Here is a 19,163-nt window from a genome sequence, read left to right on the forward strand (position 1 = left end):
TACTCTTATGAACCTAACAAAAACCTAGAAGCACCAACACATGAAGTTAGCGTAGACCTATAACTCACAATAGGCAAGTGATTGGAAAGCAGGGTAAGTGATTGAAACAGACCTGTTTATGAACCTAACTAAAAACCCTACATATTTAACATAACACATATAATGCGCACTGTAATAGTGGTTCCTGTGGACTTGCAATCACGACGGCTAATCCAGTGCAAGCCATTGAGATTCCTGATAATCCAAGCCCATTAAACTTTTTTGCAATTCCTTCCCATACTGCTTTTATCTGCGGATTGTCACTGCTTCAACCCAGCAATGGTACCTCAGGTTGAAGAAATGTTTGGAATGGCTATACCAAACCAAACCAAACCTTATCAACTATCTCTTGTATACGTCAGTGTAAGAATTTACTTTTTTCATGGAAATTTGAGGTGTAAAAACCGAACCTCATAGCCCAGGTGTTGTTTTATTTATGACTTAAGTCTTTAGTATCACAAACCAAGATCTCTTTTCATATGCTCGCTTAGCTCTTCGGATGCCCGTACGTTTTGCTTTCTTGAGTACCGATGCCTTAACTCACCACCAAACAACACGCGAAATACTCTAGTATAAAAATTTATGGTTTGTACAACTAACTTAGAAAAACTTATTTCTGGCAAGGATAATTGTTTCGTATTTTGTTTTATTACTTTCATATTCATAAACCTCAACATAATTTGTACTTAAATTTGATAATGCAACATCGATTACTAAAATAATTTTATTTATATTTTTTGGTACAGTAATTTCATTATGGATAACGCAAGCCGCTTCAATTAACATGCTACCTTTACTTTTATTCAAAGATGTTATTTTTGATATAATGTCAACCTTACAGTTCCTATCGTTGACTAAAGATTTAATATCGTCACTGCCTGAAACGTTAATAATCCCATTTTTTATATTATTAACAATCTGCTCCAAGTGGTATTCAGAAACCACTTCTTCGTAACTTTTAAATATCATTTTCCCCCTCCGTTGATGCAAGTTATACTGTTCAGCCTCCAAAAAGACAACGTGACTCAGAGTTGCAGATAGGTAACAATCATGGAATGGCTCAATAGCGAACTCATCAACTTCGCGGCAATATGCAAACACCTCTCTTTAACTGAAGCAGCTAAGGAACTTGGAAAATCAAAGGCTCAAGTCAGTCGTCAACTCGCGATGCTTGAAACTGCTTTAGGCGTAACATTGGTGCATAGAACGACTCGAAAGCTCGTCTTAACTGACCATGGGAAAAGTATTAGTCCTCTGGCTCTTGAAACATTAAGTAAGCTACAAGAACTAAACTATAGAGCCAGATCACTGAGTGACTGTATTAGCGGTAAATTCAAGATAACAATGCCAAACTCTATAGCTTCATCAATTTTCGGCAGTATTTTGAGAAAATTACAAGAGAGATACCCTGCGGTAATTTTTGAAATTTCGTCTAGTAATAAGGTCGAGAATTTATTAGAAAGCAATGTTGATATTGCAATAAGACTAAATGATGTTGTTGATGATAATTTAATTGCGCATAAAGTTGGGAATTATAATGATGTTCTAATTTCTAACAACAGCAATGAAAAAAGTAGCACTCTTCTTATATATAAAAATCATTCGAATAAGGAAGAAATAAGAAAAAGGTATTGTGATGTGATAGAGGTCGATAATACATCAATTTTATTGAACTTTGTTGAGCAAGGTGTGGGATTGGGCGTAATACCCAACTACCTGTTAAAAGGCAGTAGTCATCAAGAACTTTTAAAAGTTACCCATACATACAGCACAGAAAAGTCAATGTATGTCGCCTACCCCTATCAAAATCCATTACCGAGAAAGCTGGCCGAAATTTCATCTTTCATAAGGTTAGAGCTCACAGCGATCTTAGGGGAAAAGTAACTATAATTACGGAGTCACATCCAGTTGGACTTACTCATTTGAGGTCTGCCGAAAAATGACAAATAACACTCAAAAACAAAGTCAATTTGTAACAAATTATGTTAACGATATTGTCAATTCAATTATCTCAATAGAGGAATGATGCTTTGCGTCACAGAGATCGTGGTAAAACATATCCTCGGAAATGCTTCTAATGAATGCATATCACGTTAAATAGTGCATCAATTGACTTTGACTAAAACATAAATCTAGTACAGTTCAATAATCAATTGATTTCATAATCTGCGAGCGGTATGGTGTTTGTGACCCCCATAAAAAACAAGGATATTGGCTATGGATAAATTACTGGCGTCCGCTTTAGAAATTAAACAGCGCACCATGGTTACTGGCCTTTTTGCAAAGAACGGGTTCAAAATCGCCATGACAGATTTTGACGATGTTACTTTTGAGCGAGAAGGCGTCCAAGTTAACGTACATTTTGACATGGCTTCAAATGCTGAATCCGTTTCTGTTTTGTCCAAAAAGCCATTCTCGTTAACTCGATAAACGATATAAGCCGAACTAGTCTTTGGTTCGGCTTCTACTCATCATTGTTTAATCATCTAAGTACACGACTAGCAAATCAGCTTCTATGGCGTTCGCAAGCTTAGGGACAGAAGAAAAGAAACGACTCAACAAGCTATGATGATGGCCACATACAACGAGATCTATCCCTACTTCCTTCGCAATTCCGGAGAGCTTGATGTGAAGATCACCAATTACAACCATACTGTCATGGACTTCGTAATCACACTCGTCAGCAAGCTTTTGTAATGCATTCTGCAACTTTCGTTCTTCTTTCAACTCTAGAATAATCTTATCGACATCTACATAGACTAAGGAAAGCTTACTTTTTTCATCTTTAGCTAAAGAAACTGCTTTATCGATGACTTTCTTGCTGGAATCAGTAAGGTCTACCGCAACCAAAATATGTCCATAACTCATTACGTTCTCCTATTTTGAATGGTACTACTTTTAGTCTAGCTTATCGAACACACTAAACATCGGCTTACCCGCCGATATCTAAATGAAAACATCCAAATCCCCATCTCTAAGAGCTCAGCTGTTCGAACATATACCCTAAAACATCAAAAGCCTCTCACTAAACATTACACCGTAACTTAAGTTGACTTGTAAGCGATGCTGTAAAACTAAGTCCGTAGTGGCTCCTGCCTCTAAGCGCTCTGAAAATCTAGATTAAAGATCATCAAAAACTCTGCCGCAGTTTTAATGATGTAGTCCCTGGAGAAGCAGTTCTGACACACCGTCTGCAAGTACTTACTGTCTTTATATGGAAGTATATATAAGCACCTAATTCTGATTTGATTTTGTGACACTGTGTCTTAATGAAAAATTCAACACATTATACTGGCTAATTATCCCTCTTAATGGTCACTGTGTAATTTAATTACATCAAAATCACTCATCAATCTTGGAAAAGCAAATAACTCCAAGGTAAACCACTGATTAATATCGGATTTAGCCAAGATTGACCTAAATAACTATAAAATCACCACTGAAGCATGCTTATGGATAAAGATGAATTAGTAAAATTTTACCTGCTACTTTCGTCTAAATGGTTGGGCTCTTTTACTGCTGTATTTAAGAAGGTTGTGTTACGCGGTAACGGAATGACTTAAATTGTTTGATGGGAAATGGATTAAGAAAGGGGCAAAAAAAAAGCAGGGTCTGTGCCCTGCTTCTTCTATTAACTGTCTTGTTGTTTGGCTGCGTATTCTGCGCGAATCTGCTCTGCCACGATTTTGATCGCTTCGGCTGTACTTGTGCCCTTTGCCATCAGTTCTTGAATTCGTTCTACAGCTTCTTGCTGCTCTTTGTGCGATATAGGTGGTAAATCGTCAAACATAAAAAAAGGCTCCTCAATGTGAGGAGCCGACTATAACGATTCAGTTAATAGGTCGCAAGGAAATTAATGGATGCGCCCATTGCATTTTCGTTTGTGTATCTCGCAGCAATATCTAATTCAATCAGGTTCAATGGCGATAAGCCTATACCAGCCGTAATCGTCCCTTCATCATTACTTCTCGCAAGGTTTTTCATATAGCCACCTCGTAGTGCCATTTGGCGCAAAATGTCTATTTCGAAGCCAGCTCGAATCATTTGGGTGTTGTCATCAAATGAGGAAAAGCGTTTCTCTTCATTTAAGTCGTAGTCGACGCTCATGGTAAAGTAGTCTGCAACGATACCCGCACCTACTGTGTAAACAGGTCTCATACTGTATTCGTATGACTGAATCGTATCAGTGTTGTACTGGAACGATTTGGTTTTCACGTCTCTTCCAATCAAGTTTTTAGCCGAGATACCCAAACGATATGGACCGAAGAACCAAAGTGCACCCGCATCTAAGTTAAACATAGTTTCAGCAGTTTCGTGTTCACGGAGATCTTTGGTATCAAAGTTCTTAAAGCTGGTCGCATACGAATATGTATAGATGCGCTGCAGTTTTGGGGTGATACCAAAAGAAAGATGCTGATTCATAAAGTTGGTGTACTTGGCAAGAGACACCCCCGCCTCCGCTACGCCAATCGAAACACCTTGAACATAGCTGTCTGTCAGTGGATCGACACCTGATGTATCGACATTAGGTTGAACAAATGACTCTGTGTAGAGTTTTCCGTAGACAGTTGCTGATAAGAATTTATTTGGAATACCAACGGCAACGACACCACCTAAGTCAAAATCCATTTTTTTGCCGTCAATAGCGTCCATGGACTTTTTGATCTCATCAACATCGGTCAGCTTACTAATCCGCTCGATTTCGTCAATAAGATCATATTGATCGTCATAACTTATACCGAAACTTGGAATGATCATACCCGCGTCGTCATTGCGGCGGTAAATTGCAGTTAACGCAGGGTTGAAAAATGGAGCGGTCAGATAAGAGGCAGAAACGGTACCAACACCACCCATTGCATCGCTACGTGCTTCAATAGCATAAGTCGCAGCAGAAGCGACATTCGCAAATAGTGATGCTGTAATGGTGGTGGCTAAAATTTTGAATTGGGTTTTCATACTACACTTGTGTTTTTAGTTCTTCCTGAACTTATATCGGCACAAATGTTATTTCTTTAATTATTCTTCCTGAGAAAGATCATAAGTACGGCTGATTGTTTGAGCTTGCTCAACAATTATGTCCCCTTGCCAACGTCTACTGTTGATACTTACCGCTAAAACATATCTATCGTTTGGTACACCAGCTAATTCAAGTGAGTTTGGGTAATTAGATTCGTAGGTTTTCTTCCACATCTGCTCATACTGGCCATCGACATAGTCGTACAGACCGACTTCTAATTGAGGTAATGGGCAATGAGGATTGCGAAGTGCACTCTTTTCTACTTTCCAGTTCTCTTTTGATGTCCAGCGTACATATTGGGAGGAGTTTGAGTCTCCGAGTATCACCCAAGTTCGGTAAACTTGTTTATCTTTAGATACAACGGACAAGTGATACAAACCGGCTTCCAGTTTACCTGTGAGGTTGTATCGCTTGAGAAAACTGCGTTCGTTTGCTATTTCTGTCCCATCAGCTTGCTCTTCATAACTGAAAGAGCTGTCACCAGAGATAGATTCATCAACCCAACGACGAAACGATATGTCCTCAATATCTGTTGTCGCTCTAAGTTTGATCACCAAACGGAAAGTATCGCGCCCCGGACTTTGGATAGTTTGACGAATCACGTTTACGCCACTGATCCAATCAGGCAAGGTAACACCTGTCAGTGATTTGCCACAATTTTTCGAAAGAGATTGACCGAGTAAGTCATTGAGATGAGGAGTTAGATCTTTGCTTGGCTCTGTTTGCCATAACTCAACCAACGAGTTGAACATCCCTGCTAGGTCATCTTCAAGCAGGTGTTGATGAGCTTGTGTCAGTGGCGTATTGGTTTGAAACCAGTCCATCGCTTGGACTGGTTTCACTAACGCTAACGAGAGAACTACAGGGAGTAGCGTTTTCATTATCGACTATGCTTTCATCTTGTAGCCTACGCCACGAAGCGTTTCGATTTCAAGGCCTGGCAATTTCTGACGAAGTTGAAGTACGTGGGTATCTACAGTACGTGTTGTAGGGAAATGGTTGTACCCCCATACATGGTCTAGTAGTTCATCACGAGTAAAAACGCGGCCTAGGTTTGACGCCAAGAACAGAAGCAAATCAAACTCAGTACGAGTTAACGTGATCAAATCACCTTTGAAGATAACTTCACGTGTTGCGCGATCGATCTCCAGATCTTTCGTCATCACTTTATCTGCATTAGCTTGATCAGCAGAGTCAGGCGCACGCAATTGAGCACGAATACGCGCGAACAATTCAGCTTCTGCAAACGGTTTTGTAAGATAGTCATTTGCACCAGAGTCTAAACCAGCTACCTTATCTTTAACGGTAACAAGAGCCGTTAACAAGATAACTGGGACGTCTTTAATTTTCTTCCATTCAGGGAGATGTTGTACGGAGTCACCGTCAGGTAGCTGGCGATCTAGGATGACAAGATCCGCTTTTTTCCACTGAGGTTCGACGTCGGCAATACGCTCCACATGTAAACACTCATATCCTGCTTGTTCCAGGCTTACTAACAGGCCATCAGCCAAGTTTTTATCGTCCTCAACGAGAAGCAGTGTCTGTTTCACAAGGTATCTCCAATATAAAGGTTGTAGGTGGTCCCATTAGGGACATTTTTCCGCCCATGCGGCCTACCATAGATTCAACGATTGTTAATCCAAGTCCTAACCCGCTCTTACTTACGAACGGTTTTCTCAAATTTGCCCAGTCTTTAGAAGTCAAATCACCGGCATCTCGGACTTGGAATACGATTTTTTCTTCACTGGTTTGAACGTTCAGTTCAACCGGTGGAACGCCATACTTAAGTGCGTTTCGCAATAAGTTATCGATACATGTTCCAAGCCAGTAAACGTTAACCTTTGCCGCTACATCTTCGTTGATGTTGAAAAGCACAGCGTTATCAAATTCTTCTTCAATCTTATATTCTAGCCATTCTGCTACAGATGGAACCCAATCTGTTGCAAGCATTTGGTTATCAGATTGCAAATAATCTTTACTTGCCTCCGCCAATTGACGCAATCGGCGAGTATCTTCACATAATCTTCGGAATTCGTCATACACACTTTCAGGTAAGTGCTCAAATTCTCGTCTAAATCCTTCGACGGTTAGCGATAGTGAAGCAATTGGCGTTCGAAGCTCATGCGTTAAGATCTGTAAGACCAGCATACGGCTACGAAGTTCTTCACGCTTACTGTTCCAACGGTACACCGCCCAGCCAATGACAAGCAAGATGTTTGCAATGACAAGGATGATCATGCTGATCCGCAATACTTGCGAGTGATCTTCTACATCCCAACATATGTTGCCTCGTTTTACGAAACAGCTTTTGCTTTGTGACGCTAATGTATAAGAAAGACCCGCATTCGCGACGTTTTCTTGCCAAACGTCTTTGGAAAATACGAAGTAACGGTCGCCACGACGAAGCCACATTTCCTTGCCTTCAATAAACATACTTGCTCCTGCAATTAGAGCATTAATGGCGTCATCGTCCATATTTTGCAAGCTTTCTAGTAGCTCGTCACCTTCTTCGTTGTCACGCTCTTTAATGTGCATGTACTGAGCAAGTTTAGGACGCAACTCGGGATACTTTTCAACATAGCGCGCCGCGTAAGTACCGCCACCAGGGTGAATTAATCCGCTACGCGAGAACCAACGCGGTGTTAACTGAGTGCCCTTACAAATAGCACGAGTAAATACTAGAGGCTCAGTAATTAGAGGGCTGAGAGGTAATTTCCCTCGGCATGTATTCGCCAAGCTGTAGAGCTGCTGAATATCCTTCAAAGGATAGTCAGAAGTTTGAGGAAGCAACGAATCAGGTGAAAGTAACTTCGTAGGGTAATTTGATTGCAGAATGCGTATATCATACGATTTAAGAGCCACTTCATAGTTAAATAGCTCTGTAAACGTATCTATGCGTTCTGGTAGTGAATCGGATAATGCAGGTGCCGAGAATAGTGGCAATATTGATGCAAAACCGAGCAAAAACTGTTTAATCAAACTGTTACCGTTACTTGTTTCATTAGCGAAAACTATACATCAATCTACAAGCAATTGACATTAGCTAACTTAAGGATTTGCATTACTATAACATTGAAACGGAACAAAAAAGGGCCAGCAAGTGCTGACCCTGTATAGTTTTAAAACAATTTCGATTACAACGCTTTAAAAATCGCCTCTACGCTTTCTTTAGCGTCGCCAAACAGCATCGAAGTGTTTTCTTTAAAGAACAGTGGGTTCTGAACGCCCGCGTAACCAGTATTCATTGAACGCTTGAATACGATGACGTTTTTCGCGTTCCACACTTCCAATACAGGCATGCCAGCAATCGGACTGTTCGGATCTTCTAGCGCTGCTGGGTTTACAGTGTCGTTCGCACCAATAACCAGAACCGTATCTGTTTCTGAGAAATCATCATTGATTTCGTCCATTTCCAGAACGATGTCGTATGGTACTTTCGCTTCTGCAAGTAGCACGTTCATGTGACCAGGCAGACGACCCGCGACAGGGTGAATACCAAAACGAACTTCAATACCTTGTGAGCGAAGTGCATCAGTAATTTCATGCACCGGGTACTGCGCTTGCGCTACTGCCATGCCGTATCCCGGAGTAATGATTACTGACTTCGAGTTTTTCAGCATTTCAGCCACTTCTTCAGCAGTGGTTTCACGGTGTTCGCCCTGCTCTTCATCACTTGAAATGATAATCTCTTGACCAAAGCCACCAGCAATAACACTGATAAACGAGCGGTTCATCGCTTTACACATGATGTAAGACAGAATCGCACCTGAAGAACCAACCAAAGCACCTGTTACGATTAATAGGTCGTTTGCAAGCATGAAACCTGCTGCTGCCGCTGCCCAACCTGAGTACGAGTTAAGCATAGAAACAACAACTGGCATATCCGCGCCACCAATGGATGCGACTAGGTGGTAACCAAATGCGAACGCAATTAACGTCATCACGATAAGCGCGAACATGCTGCCATCTGCTTTTACGAAGTAGATCATTAGAAGCGTTGAAACTACGATCGCAGCCAGATTCATTTTGTGCTTGTGAGGAAGGTTCAGTGGAGACGATGAAATCACACCACGTAACTTACCAAACGCAACAATAGAACCTGTGAACGTTACAGCACCAATGAATACACCAAGGAAAACTTCGACAAGGTGGATAACATGCTCTGCATGCGTTGCAGCTTCTGGTGCGTCTAAGTAGCTATTGTAACCAACAAGTACCGCCGCCAAACCTACAAAGCTATGTAGAATAGCAACCAGTTCTGGCATTTCGGTCATCTCTACTTTCTTGGCGTAGAAAATACCGATCGCACCACCGATCGCCATCGCGATAATGATCCAACCAAACCCTTGAGCATCTGGGCTAAAGATCGTTGCGATCAACGCGATCGCCATACCCGCGATACCGTAGTAGTTACCGTTACGTGCGGACTCTTGCTTAGACAGTCCCGCCAAACTCATGATGAAAAATAATGCAGCAACAATGTAAGCTGCTTGTACTAATCCTGCAGACATTGTGACTCCTTATTTATCTTTGCGGAACATTTCAAGCATGCGCTTGGTTACGGTGAAACCACCAAATATATTGATACTTGCAATCAATACAGCAATAAAGGATAGGAATGATACAACACCGTTTCCTTGTCCGATTTGCAACAACGCTCCAACCACAATAATGCCCGAGATAGCATTCGTTACAGACATTAGTGGCGTATGCAGAGCATGTGTTACGTTCCAAACTACGTAGTAACCCACCACACACGCAAGAACAAACACGGTAAAGTGAGAAAGGAACGCAGCAGGTGCTACCGATGCAATCCAAGCAAATGCGCCAACGGCTGCAACAAGACCAATCAACTTTTTAGTCGGAGAAGTTGCTTCTTCAACTTTTGGCTCTTTCTTAACGGGTTGAGCTTGCTTAGCTTGAGGCTGAGCCGATACTTGAATTGGTGGCGCAGGCCAAGTGATTTTGCCTTCTTTAATAACAGTAACACCACGAAGAACCACATCTTCGAAATCAATATTGATGTTGCCGTCTTTTTCTTTACAAAGCAGTTTAAGAAGGTTTACAAGGTTGGTTGCGTAAAGCTGGGAAGATTGCGTTGGCAAACGGCCGACCATGTCGGTGTAACCAACAATTTTTACGCCGTTGTCTGTCATGATAACTTGGTCTTTCACTGTGTATTCACAGTTACCACCATTAGCGGCTGCCAAGTCAACAATCACACTACCCGCTTTCATGCTATCGACCATTTCTTTGGTGATCAACTTCGGAGCAGGTCTGCCCGGGATTAATGCAGTTGTAATGATGATATCAACGTCTTTAGCTTGCTCTGCATATAGCTCTGCCGCTTTCTTATTGAAGTCATCAGACATTTCTTTTGCGTAGCCGTCACCAGAACCAGAGTCTTCTTGGAAATCCACGGTCAGGAACTCCGCACCCATCGACTCAACTTGTTCTTTTACTTCTGGACGAACGTCAAACGCACGAACGATAGCGCCAAGACTGCCAGCAGCACCGATTGCAGCCAAACCCGCTACACCTGCACCAGCAACCAAAACTTTCGCTGGTGGCACTTTACCTGCAGCCGTAATTTGACCGGTAAAGAAGCGACCAAACTCATGCGCCGCTTCAACTACCGCGCGGTAACCGGCAATGTTAGCCATTGAAGAAAGTGCATCCAAGGCTTGTGCACGAGAGATTCGAGGAACAGAATCCATAGCAAGAACGTTAATATTCTTACTTGATAGTTGTTCCATCAACTCTGCGTTTTGAGCTGGCCAAATAAAGCTAACAAGTGTTGCACCATCTTGTAGTAACGCGATTTCGTCGATGCCTTTTTCTTCATCTACGATTGGCGCATTCACTTTTAAGATAAGACCAGATGCCCATACTTCGTCACTAGAAACGACTTTCGCTCCAGCAGCTTCATAAGCAGCATCATCGAAACTTGCTAGGACCCCCGCTTGAGATTCGATAACGACGTCGAATCCCAATTTAATTAACTGCTCAACCGACTTCGGCGATGCAGCCACTCGCGATTCACCCGCGAGTATCTCTCTAGGTACACCGATTTGCAAAACGCATACTCCTTGTATACATATCAATAAATTAGTCCCAAAACAGAGCTGTGCTCTACTCTAATTCTTTTTTATTTCTATCTGTTTACCACGCAAGACAATTGCAAACGAAAGATGGTGTTTGGGGCCACCCATTTGCACAATAACACCTTGACTAACAGCCCTGTTATTATTCTGTTTGTATCGAACGTGGGTTATGACTTCAAGTGTTTTGTAATTTAAATACTAAATTTCATTACATATAACGCTAAGTAATCAAAGATTCTCGCTTTGACCATGAAAAATAACAACGCTTTATCACACAAGACCGAGGTCTAACCAGATCGTCGTAACTACTTAGTTAACAGACATTTAAGCTAAAAAAAGAAAGAGCCATCAGCATATACACTAATGGCCCTCGTTAAGATGATTCGTATCAAGTTGCAGCGAATTGTTAATCGAAGATTTTGTCGCCCATTTGATCGATAAACATTTGAGATTTCTTCAACATCAGCTCGTTTGCATCTCCCTCAGAGGCGAGCAAATCAGAGCGAATGAAACGATGCGTTTTGACTTCTCCATCGTAGGACTTTTCAATGCGCCCTGCGATTCTGTATTGACCGCCTTCTGAAATGCTCTCTTGATAGATCAGAAAGCCTTTGTATTCGACAGGCTCTATCGTTTTTACTTCAGCAGTTTTTTCACTGCCACCAAACAAGCGTGAAAAGAATCCCACGATTCCTCCTTGGGTACGATTACTCTATTGTTTCGGTTCTGCGCAAACGCCAATCACCTAATGTTGACGTTTAAGATTGGTTTCTCAAACCAGTCCAGCTCTTTGTCATCATCATAACTGGTATGAGAGAAAATGACAGGCACATCATTATCGCGATTCTTACGCCTGTCTTCTAAAATCATAGCGGCAGCATTGTGTACCGCGACATCCACGCTTTGCTTGAACTGAGTGAGTTTTCTTTCCGGTAGTGCAGAGAGAAAATCAATATCATGACGAATATAAACAGGTTTAAGCTGAATCAGCGCGAGACAGGCAATATCTGCCAACTGCTCGTTATCGAATTGAGAAGTGTATTGGTCTGAACTTAGCACTTGACCAACGAGGGTTTCCATATAGTTATGTACGTCAGAACTGATCTGCATTGATGATTCTCCTATGTTCATTGTGAACAAGTATAGCAGCCGGTCGTTTTGAACAACTCATTGATTGCTCTTAATTTAATCAATCTCTCTCTTTTTGTTGCGATGCGAGCCAAAATACTTGGGAAAATGCGTAAATACACGTATTCTTCTTAAATCAAAAAGCTGGAAAATCAAATACTCACCTTACTCGGTATTGATTAAATGCTTAACGTAACATACTAGATATAATCAACTATTTGCAGGCAGTTTTTAATAAATGTCCTCATCTTTAATGACGTCATCAGGCTTAAGATTTTTATTCCCGATCGCACTATTAGGTATGGTGAGTGTTGGTATGGGCAACATCATTCAGATGACTCAATCCAACTGGGGTATTGCTGCAAACCTACCTTATATCTTGCTAGGTTGTGCGCTCGTGCTTTGCTACTCCTTTAAGCAAGGCAGAGAGTCAATGGTCTGCTTATCCATGTTGGTGGCATACTTTGTTATTCAGCATCGATTGCAAGTTCCTCTAAACAGCGGAACCGCGCTATTAGAACTCACTATTCTCGCTACCCTGCTTCCTGTCTCCTTTTTAACGGTCTTTCTGTTCAACAAAGATGGATTCGATTCAAAAGCCATGTTCATCTATGTTTTGATGCTGGTGATGTTCATCTTGTGGTCCTACATCATCTTGGCTTATTACGTTGATGGTGGCTTTGAGCAATGGACCAGCGGCATTTTGTTCATTGTGCCTAGCGTATCTAAACTGCCGTTTATTCTTGTTTTGTATTGTGTTGGTATTGTGTGCTTTCTTGGTATTCTGCTGCTGAAAACCAACAAAATCATCCATGCGATGACCTATTCTGCAATGGCTTTGGCTTCCGCGACATTCATCTTCTTTGATGTGCAGTACATTTCCAGCACCATGTTTACGCTTACTGGTCTACTCATCATCATCTATTCGACCTCGGCGAGTCACCAACTTGCTTTTACTGACAGCCTAACGCAGATTCCAAGCCGCAGAGCATTAGATTTAGATCTAAAACACATGGGCAGAAAATTCACAATTGCAATGCTCGATGTCGACCACTTCAAGAAATTTAACGACACGTACGGGCATGACATCGGCGATGATGTGCTAAAAATGGTGGCTTCAAGATTGATGAAAACACGTGGTGGTGCAAAGGTCTATCGCTTCGGCGGCGAAGAGTTCACCATGGTCTTCAAGGGAAAAAACGTTGAAGATTGTCGCCAATACATAGAAGAAGCTCGTAAAGCTATCGCTGAATATGAAATGATCCTCCGCGACAAAGCCTCTCGCCCTGACGATCACAAGCAAGGCCAGCAAAACCGAGGTACCGAAGACATGCAAAGAGAATCGGTGTTCGTCACGGCGAGCTTTGGTGCTGCAGACAGTAGAAACGGAAGAGAACCTGCTGAAGTCATCAAACTGGCGGATGCGGCATTGTATAAAGCTAAAAAAGCAGGTCGAAATTGCACCAGAGTGAATCAGAACTAATCACATAAAGAAATACAACGACCGCACTCAAATAAGTGCGGTCGTTTTGTTTAGGCAGTTCAACGGCAAGTTTCGTCAATCCTGATTAAAGAACAGAACCAAACTGCCGCCTTTCAGATCACTACCATAATTGATGGTTAAACCGATACCAATATTGTCTATCCAATCGGACTCAAACGGTGGAGTCATCAACCATCCAATACTGCCTTCATAATAATTCGTGGTATTTAGCGGATCGCTCGTATCGCCACCAATATCGATTCGACTAAAGCTGGTATAGAAAGATTGAACTGTCGTACCAATATGAGCGACGTCGTAGAAGACTTTGACACCATTTACCCAATACCAACCTTCCGGCTTTCCTACATTCCCGTTATTTGCCTCACCCCATCCAGTTCCATAGAAGTAATGTGGCGATGTCCAGAGATACCATTTACCCCATGATTCTTGCTCAAGGTATTTTAACTTGGCGTTAAGCTGTCCGAGCAAAGCCCAAGCGCTGGTATTTATCAATGCACCATCCAAGATAGGTTGGAGTGCCGTAATTGCATCACTTCGGTAGGTATAGTCCGTTTTATAATGTATGAGGTGAGCCCCTAGCGCACCACTTAAGCTAAAGTGTTCTGTGAGCTGCTTTTCCACTTCAAACTCGTTGTACCCACCGATAAACTGCTCTTTACTTCGATCTGGAATAGGTTCTTCATTGAAGTAAACATCTTGATCAATGCCCAACAGATAGAAGCGGCCATTAAAACGATACGTTAGTTTCTCAGTTTCGTTTTCGGCAAGGTCAAAGCTGTAAGGTAACGTGAATTCTTTGATCTCTTTGCGCAGATCCAAAGAGTCTGCCGTCCCAATATCTTCGTTACTTAAGTTGAAGTATTGGTTAGGGTCGAAATCATGAAACCCAAATGTAAATACATCGGTGTCAGTTAAAACCACACTCAATGCAAAGTTGTACTCAAATTCTTTGACTATTAAATCATTAAGCGTTTCGGCTTGTGAAGCCGCGGACAAAAGTGACAGTGTAGCTATAGCATAACTGTTGATAACAGCTTGTTTCAACTTGCGTTTACCATTGTATAAGTATTGCGACCTAACGATTTTGAAGTATAAAGCGCCCTATCTGCCGTGGCATACAAATCTGCTTGATTCTCTTTTCCAGTGGGTTGGAACACAAACACCCCCTGTGACACTGTCACTCTATTTGCAACGCTTGAGAACTCATGTTGATAGTCAAGGAAGTACATCGCTTCTTGAATTCGCTCTGCTTCCCTTTCTGCCGTTTGCGCGTCCGTGCTACTGAGTAAAACCACAAACTCTTCTCCGCCATAACGACCAACATATTCACCAGAACGACAGAATGTTGCTTTAAGCTGGTTGGCAATCGCTTGTAAACAGCGGTCACCTTCTATGTGTCCATAGTTATCATTAAATGGCTTAAAGAAATCGACATCCAACAGTATCATCGCCATCGGCATATGGTGCCTTCCATGCCACGCCACCATTGAATCTAACTTTTGATCAATGTAACGGCGGTTGAAAAGCTTGGTCAGTCCATCCTCGTTGGCTTGTTGAGTGAGAAGTTGGTTGACTTGCTCTAGCTGGGCTGTTGCTTGTTTGAGTTCTCGACGCATATGCGCGATACGCTGCATCGCTATGAGTTTGGAGTTCAGGACGAGTTTGTCAACTGGCTTAATCAAATAGTCATCGCCGCCCGCATCGATCGCTTTCGCAATCATTTCAGGTTCTTCATGACTACTTAAGAAAATGATAGGAATCCAGTCTGGAAAAGTTTCTCGAACATGGAGGGAGACTTCAAAACCGTTCATTTCAGGCATGGAAATATCAAGCAGTACCAGTTCGGGATCAAAGCTCTCGTAAGTATTTAAAGCTTCTATACCGCTACCGACGGCTTTGACGATATGTCCAAGCTGTTTAAGACGAATAGCCAACTGCATTCTGTCTAGTTGAACATCATCAACCAGAAGAATACGCATTGATGTCCCTGTAGGCTGCATAACGCGTTCCATTTTTATTTGTCTTTATTAAACATATACCATACTCATAGACTTGTTGCATTACGCTAAGAATTAAGTGCTATATTTTTTGTCGATTTGTCACGAATTCAAATGGTTCTTATGGTAGCTATTTGATGCATTTGGTATTACTATTCCCGCCTTTTGTAACGAGAGACACACCATGTCAGAAGCAACTAACAACGAAAGCAAAAAAATTGATCTAGAAACCATTTCTCCAGAACTACGTAAAGTTATCGAATTTGACGAAGTTCCAGAGCAAATGTTCGAAATGGTTACCTCTATCCATGAAGTGTCTGAAGAAGCTGTACGTGCGTCTTGGGACGAAATGCCTGCAAGCGCGCAAAACATTCTAGATAACTTCGAGCAGTTCCATGCTCTAGTATCAGTAGGCCAAGCGTTTGCTGGTATTAATGTAATGGAAGAGTTCCCAACTCTGAATCTGCCAGAAAACATGACAGACGAAGATAAAGAAGAGTACCGTTCGCAACTGCTTGATAACGTTCTTCATAACTGTGTTAAAGACATGGTTAAGCAACTGAAGAAAGCACGCCGCGACCCAATTCTTAAGCGTGAATTCAAAGAAGTATTTGCAAAATAATTGCTAGAATACAAATAATTAAGGCCGCATCGCGGCCTTTTTTTGGTCATGTAATAAGTCGGTTTAATGCGGTGCTAGCGCAACGTCTCTCTGCGTGACACTCACACCTTTCACCTGAGCATAAACCTTGTCACCCACTTTCAAGTTCAAGTCATCAAGCGCCCATGGCGTAATAGTCGCCCACAAATAGCATCCATCATCTAACTGCAAAGAGACGTTAATACTTTGCTTATCATCTCCCGCGTTAAACGCTTCTATCAAATGAACTTCGGCAGGCAATACATTTCGGATTGACGTTGCTTTCGGCTGCTCTAAAGCAATCGAGACATCATTTGCACGCACCTGTAAACGAATTGGCGTGTCGGGCTCGCCATCAATCTTTTGAACCCAAAGTGACGCGCTTGGAGCGAGCTTCACACGAGTCAGCGCATATCGCGAATGGTGTGCATCGATCTTTCCTTCAAACAGACTGCTTTGATCGGAGAATGATTGCCATGGTCGCATTGCGTGAGAAGCCCAAACCTCTTCAAGTTTGCCAGATGTGGTTACTTGTCCTTTATCGATAATCGCAAGATGCTGAGCAAGCCTCAAAATCTCTTGTAGGCTATGCGTCACATAGATAATGGGAATGTTCACCTTGTCTGACAACTCTTCCAGAAATGGCATGACTTCACGCTTTCTGGGCATATCTAGTGATGCGAGAGGTTCATCCATCAACAACAAATCCGGCTTCGATAACAGTGCACGAGCAATAGCGACACGTTGCTTTTCACCGCCAGAGAGTGAGATTGGAAAACGCTTTAAAAGAGGTTTGATGGAGAGCAAGTCCGTAACGGCATCAAAATACGCATCATCTTTTTCCTTCACCCCATACAAAAGATTGCCCTGTACAGAGTAATGAGGAAATAAACGCGAGTCCTGAAATACATACCCGATTTTACGTTTATGCGTTGGTAAATTGATCCCTTGTTCACTGTCAAACAAGACGTGATCGCCAATTGCAATTCTGCCCTGTTTTGGCGTCACCAACCCACTAATCACATTGATTAATGTGGTTTTACCAGCTCCAGAACGTCCAAATAATGCACTTATCTCGTTACGTGGTAACGAAAGATCGATATCAAAGTTAGTTTCGCCAAGCGTTTGTTTGAATTGAATTTTAATTGTCATCGCTTCGCACCCAATCTACTCGCTGCTTTACGATTCAACCACTCAGAAATCATCAACGTCGATAAAGCGAGAGCAATAGAAATGATACACAAGCGTGCCGCTTCCATTTCCGCTCCTGGTGTTTCAATAAAATTGTACATAGCAAGGGGAATGGTTTGTGTCTCCCCGGGAATATTGGACACAAAACTGATGGTTGCGCCAAACTCACCCAGACTGCGGGCAAACGACAACATAGTGCCCGTGATGATTCCAGGAATCGTCAGAGGCAAAGTAATGGTTAAAAAGACTTTTAAAGGCGATGCGCCCAACGTGGATGCCGCGTGTTCCAGTTTAGGATCCACACTCTCCAAGCTCAACCGGACAGAGCGAACCATCAAAGGCAATGCGACAACAATACAAGCGACAACTGCCCCTTTCCAATTAAAGCTAAACACCAAACCTAAATGCTCATAGAGCCAACGCCCTAAAAAGCCTTGTCGCCCTAACGAGACCAACAACAAATAACCAATCACCACTGGTGGAAGCACCAGTGGTAAATGAATCAAGCTATCTAAAATAGATTTGCCGAAGAACTCTTTGCGAGAAAGTAACCAAGCAAGAAACACACCTAAAGGAATAAGCCAAAGTACCGCATAAGCGCCAACTTTTAAGCTCAACATTAGGGCTTGGTATTCAAGTTCTGTCACTCTTTGTCCCTATTATTGAAAACAGCATTATTGTTGGAAACCGTAATGAGCAAAAACTCGCTTCGCGTCTTCCGATTTCAAATACTGGAAGAATTGTCTCGATTCCGTTGAATCGTTCACTACCGCCGCTGGATAAACGATGGCCGCATGCGTATCACTCGCAAACTCGCCAACGATTTTCACTTTGCTAGTCAACTGCGCATCGGTCTTATAAACCACCCCTAAAGGAGCTTCTCCGCGCTCAACTAAAGCCAAAGCAAGACGTACATTTTTTGCTGGTGCAACTTTGGTTTGAATCTCTTTCCATACACCCAGTGTAGTCAGTGATTCTTTCGCGTACATCCCTGCCGGCACAGACGTAGGGTTGCCCAATGCGAGGCGACTGCCATTTAACACCGCTTCCCAAGCATTTGCATCCGCGAAGTTAAATACGGCTAAGCTTGACGATTGAGGTGCAATAAGAACGAGGCTATTGCGCACTAAATTAGTGACATTGTCACTATCTATGACACCTTCATCAACCAAGTAGTCCATCCATTTCGTGTTTGCAGAAATAAACACATCAGCTGGAGCACCATTGATAATTTGTCGTGCGATCGAAGACGAGCCGCCATACACAGGCGTAACTGTTACGTCATACTTTTCTTTAAAATCTTGAGCGATTTCATCAATCGCATTCGTCATCGAAGACGCAGCATAAACTTTCAGATCCGTTGCTGCATTTGTTGAGAATGAAATGCTTAATATTGCCGCTAGGCAAGCATGCGTTTTCCATGCTTTCATAAAGTGACTCCGTACAAGGCAAGCGAAAATTCTATCTAGCCAAATGAATGCGTTCCCAGCCCGATCCGTTTTTCTAATAAGGAGCCGAGAGAAAATTTGGTTAAAGATAGCGT

The 19,163-nt window shown here is 42.2% G+C and carries 20 protein-coding genes and 1 pseudogene; 4 read left to right on the plus strand and 17 right to left on the minus strand.

Translation table 11 applies throughout. The annotated features are described in order from the left end of the window. Positions 1-145 precede the first annotated feature (145 nt). A pseudogene (locus tag DYB02_RS24810) lies at positions 146-304 on the minus strand (DUF3693 domain-containing protein); the annotation flags it as partial. A 335-nt stretch (positions 305-639) separates the two neighbouring features. Further along, a complete protein-coding gene (locus DYB02_RS24820; RefSeq protein WP_021484665.1) occupies positions 640-1,008 on the minus strand; it encodes a hypothetical protein in 369 nt (122 codons plus the stop codon). Between the two features lie 81 nt (positions 1,009-1,089). Between DYB02_RS24820 and DYB02_RS24825 the strand changes: the two genes are divergently transcribed. Both DYB02_RS24825 and DYB02_RS24830 read left to right on the plus strand, forming a co-directional pair. Beyond that, positions 1,090-1,923: a LysR family transcriptional regulator gene (locus DYB02_RS24825; protein WP_029804423.1), complete on the plus strand. Its 834-nt coding sequence runs from the start codon at positions 1,090-1,092 to the stop codon at positions 1,921-1,923. A gap of 333 nt (positions 1,924-2,256) precedes the next feature. Then, on the plus strand, positions 2,257-2,469 hold the full coding sequence (locus DYB02_RS24830; RefSeq protein ID WP_005479370.1) for a hypothetical protein: 213 nt from the start codon (positions 2,257-2,259) through the stop codon (positions 2,467-2,469). A 48-nt stretch (positions 2,470-2,517) separates the two neighbouring features. Here the strand turns inward: DYB02_RS24830 and DYB02_RS24835 are convergent, their stop codons facing one another. The 10 genes from DYB02_RS24835 to DYB02_RS24880 form a co-directional block, all read right to left on the minus strand. After that, a complete protein-coding gene (locus DYB02_RS24835; protein WP_017447541.1) occupies positions 2,518-2,907 on the minus strand; it encodes a universal stress protein in 390 nt (129 codons plus the stop codon). A 763-nt stretch (positions 2,908-3,670) separates the two neighbouring features. Next, the gene (locus DYB02_RS24840; protein WP_005455352.1) at positions 3,671-3,829 is read right to left on the minus strand and encodes a YoaH family protein; all 159 of its coding nucleotides are present in this window, start codon (positions 3,827-3,829) and stop codon (positions 3,671-3,673) included. A gap of 44 nt (positions 3,830-3,873) precedes the next feature. After that, entirely contained in the window at positions 3,874-4,995 is a 1,122-nt protein-coding gene (locus tag DYB02_RS24845) for a conjugal transfer protein TraF (protein ID WP_005455289.1), read from the minus strand. Positions 4,996-5,055: 60 nt separating this feature from the next. Continuing rightward, a complete protein-coding gene (locus DYB02_RS24850; protein ID WP_005455351.1) occupies positions 5,056-5,937 on the minus strand; it encodes a DUF2861 family protein in 882 nt (293 codons plus the stop codon). 6 nt (positions 5,938-5,943) lie between these two features. Then, positions 5,944-6,606 (minus strand): response regulator transcription factor VxrB, encoded by a 663-nt coding sequence (gene vxrB, locus DYB02_RS24855; protein ID WP_005479407.1) that lies wholly within the window; start codon positions 6,604-6,606, stop codon positions 5,944-5,946. Continuing rightward, entirely contained in the window at positions 6,581-8,035 is a 1,455-nt protein-coding gene (vxrA, locus tag DYB02_RS24860) for a sensor histidine kinase VxrA (protein ID WP_015313246.1), read from the minus strand. The genes vxrB and vxrA overlap by 26 nt, the downstream gene beginning before the upstream one ends. A 155-nt stretch (positions 8,036-8,190) precedes the next feature. Then, entirely contained in the window at positions 8,191-9,567 is a 1,377-nt protein-coding gene (gene pntB, locus DYB02_RS24865; protein ID WP_005461042.1) for a Re/Si-specific NAD(P)(+) transhydrogenase subunit beta, read from the minus strand. Positions 9,568-9,576: 9 nt separating this feature from the next. After that, on the minus strand, positions 9,577-11,133 hold the full coding sequence (locus DYB02_RS24870; protein ID WP_029805637.1) for a Re/Si-specific NAD(P)(+) transhydrogenase subunit alpha: 1,557 nt from the start codon (positions 11,131-11,133) through the stop codon (positions 9,577-9,579). A 433-nt stretch (positions 11,134-11,566) separates the two neighbouring features. Then, positions 11,567-11,848 carry an HlyU family transcriptional regulator gene (locus DYB02_RS24875; RefSeq protein ID WP_005460998.1) on the minus strand — a complete coding sequence of 94 codons (282 nt, stop codon included), beginning with the start codon at positions 11,846-11,848 and terminating at the stop codon, positions 11,567-11,569. 53 nt (positions 11,849-11,901) lie between these two features. Then, complete coding sequence (locus tag DYB02_RS24880) at positions 11,902-12,270, minus strand: late competence development ComFB family protein (RefSeq protein WP_005479403.1); 369 nt, start codon at positions 12,268-12,270, stop codon at positions 11,902-11,904. A 256-nt stretch (positions 12,271-12,526) separates the two neighbouring features. On the opposite strand from DYB02_RS24880, the gene DYB02_RS24885 reads away from it, so the two are divergent. Further along, on the plus strand, positions 12,527-13,771 hold the full coding sequence (locus DYB02_RS24885; RefSeq protein ID WP_029805639.1) for a GGDEF domain-containing protein: 1,245 nt from the start codon (positions 12,527-12,529) through the stop codon (positions 13,769-13,771). 75 nt (positions 13,772-13,846) lie between these two features. On the opposite strand, the gene DYB02_RS24890 is transcribed toward DYB02_RS24885, so the two are convergent. Together DYB02_RS24890 and DYB02_RS24895 are read right to left on the minus strand one after the other, a co-directional pair. Next, complete coding sequence (locus tag DYB02_RS24890) at positions 13,847-14,836, minus strand: Solitary outer membrane autotransporter beta-barrel domain (RefSeq protein ID WP_005498888.1); 990 nt, start codon at positions 14,834-14,836, stop codon at positions 13,847-13,849. Then, positions 14,833-15,792 carry a GGDEF domain-containing response regulator gene (locus DYB02_RS24895; protein WP_005479359.1) on the minus strand — a complete coding sequence of 320 codons (960 nt, stop codon included), beginning with the start codon at positions 15,790-15,792 and terminating at the stop codon, positions 14,833-14,835. Before DYB02_RS24895 ends, DYB02_RS24890 begins: the two co-directional genes overlap by 4 nt. A gap of 181 nt (positions 15,793-15,973) precedes the next feature. Here DYB02_RS24895 and DYB02_RS24900 point away from each other — a divergent pair, with 181 nt between their 5' ends. Further along, positions 15,974-16,411, plus strand: a complete 438-nt coding sequence (locus DYB02_RS24900; RefSeq protein WP_005461031.1) for a DUF3069 domain-containing protein — start codon at positions 15,974-15,976, stop codon at positions 16,409-16,411. A gap of 63 nt (positions 16,412-16,474) precedes the next feature. Here the strand turns inward: DYB02_RS24900 and modC are convergent, their stop codons facing one another. From modC to modA, 3 genes are read right to left on the minus strand one after another with little or no spacing between them, the layout of a single operon-like run. After that, positions 16,475-17,581, minus strand: coding sequence for a molybdenum ABC transporter ATP-binding protein ModC (modC, locus tag DYB02_RS24905; RefSeq protein ID WP_029806095.1), 1,107 nt, complete (start codon positions 17,579-17,581; stop codon positions 16,475-16,477). Next, entirely contained in the window at positions 17,578-18,267 is a 690-nt protein-coding gene (gene modB / locus DYB02_RS24910; protein WP_005460972.1) for a molybdate ABC transporter permease subunit, read from the minus strand. The genes modC and modB overlap by 4 nt, the downstream gene beginning before the upstream one ends. A 27-nt stretch (positions 18,268-18,294) precedes the next feature. Then, a complete protein-coding gene (gene modA, locus DYB02_RS24915; protein WP_029806097.1) occupies positions 18,295-19,050 on the minus strand; it encodes a molybdate ABC transporter substrate-binding protein in 756 nt (251 codons plus the stop codon). Between the last annotated feature and the right edge of the window lie 113 nt (positions 19,051-19,163).

The organism is Vibrio parahaemolyticus (assembly GCF_900460535.1).
GTDB classification, from domain to species: Bacteria; Pseudomonadota; Gammaproteobacteria; order Enterobacterales; family Vibrionaceae; genus Vibrio; species Vibrio parahaemolyticus.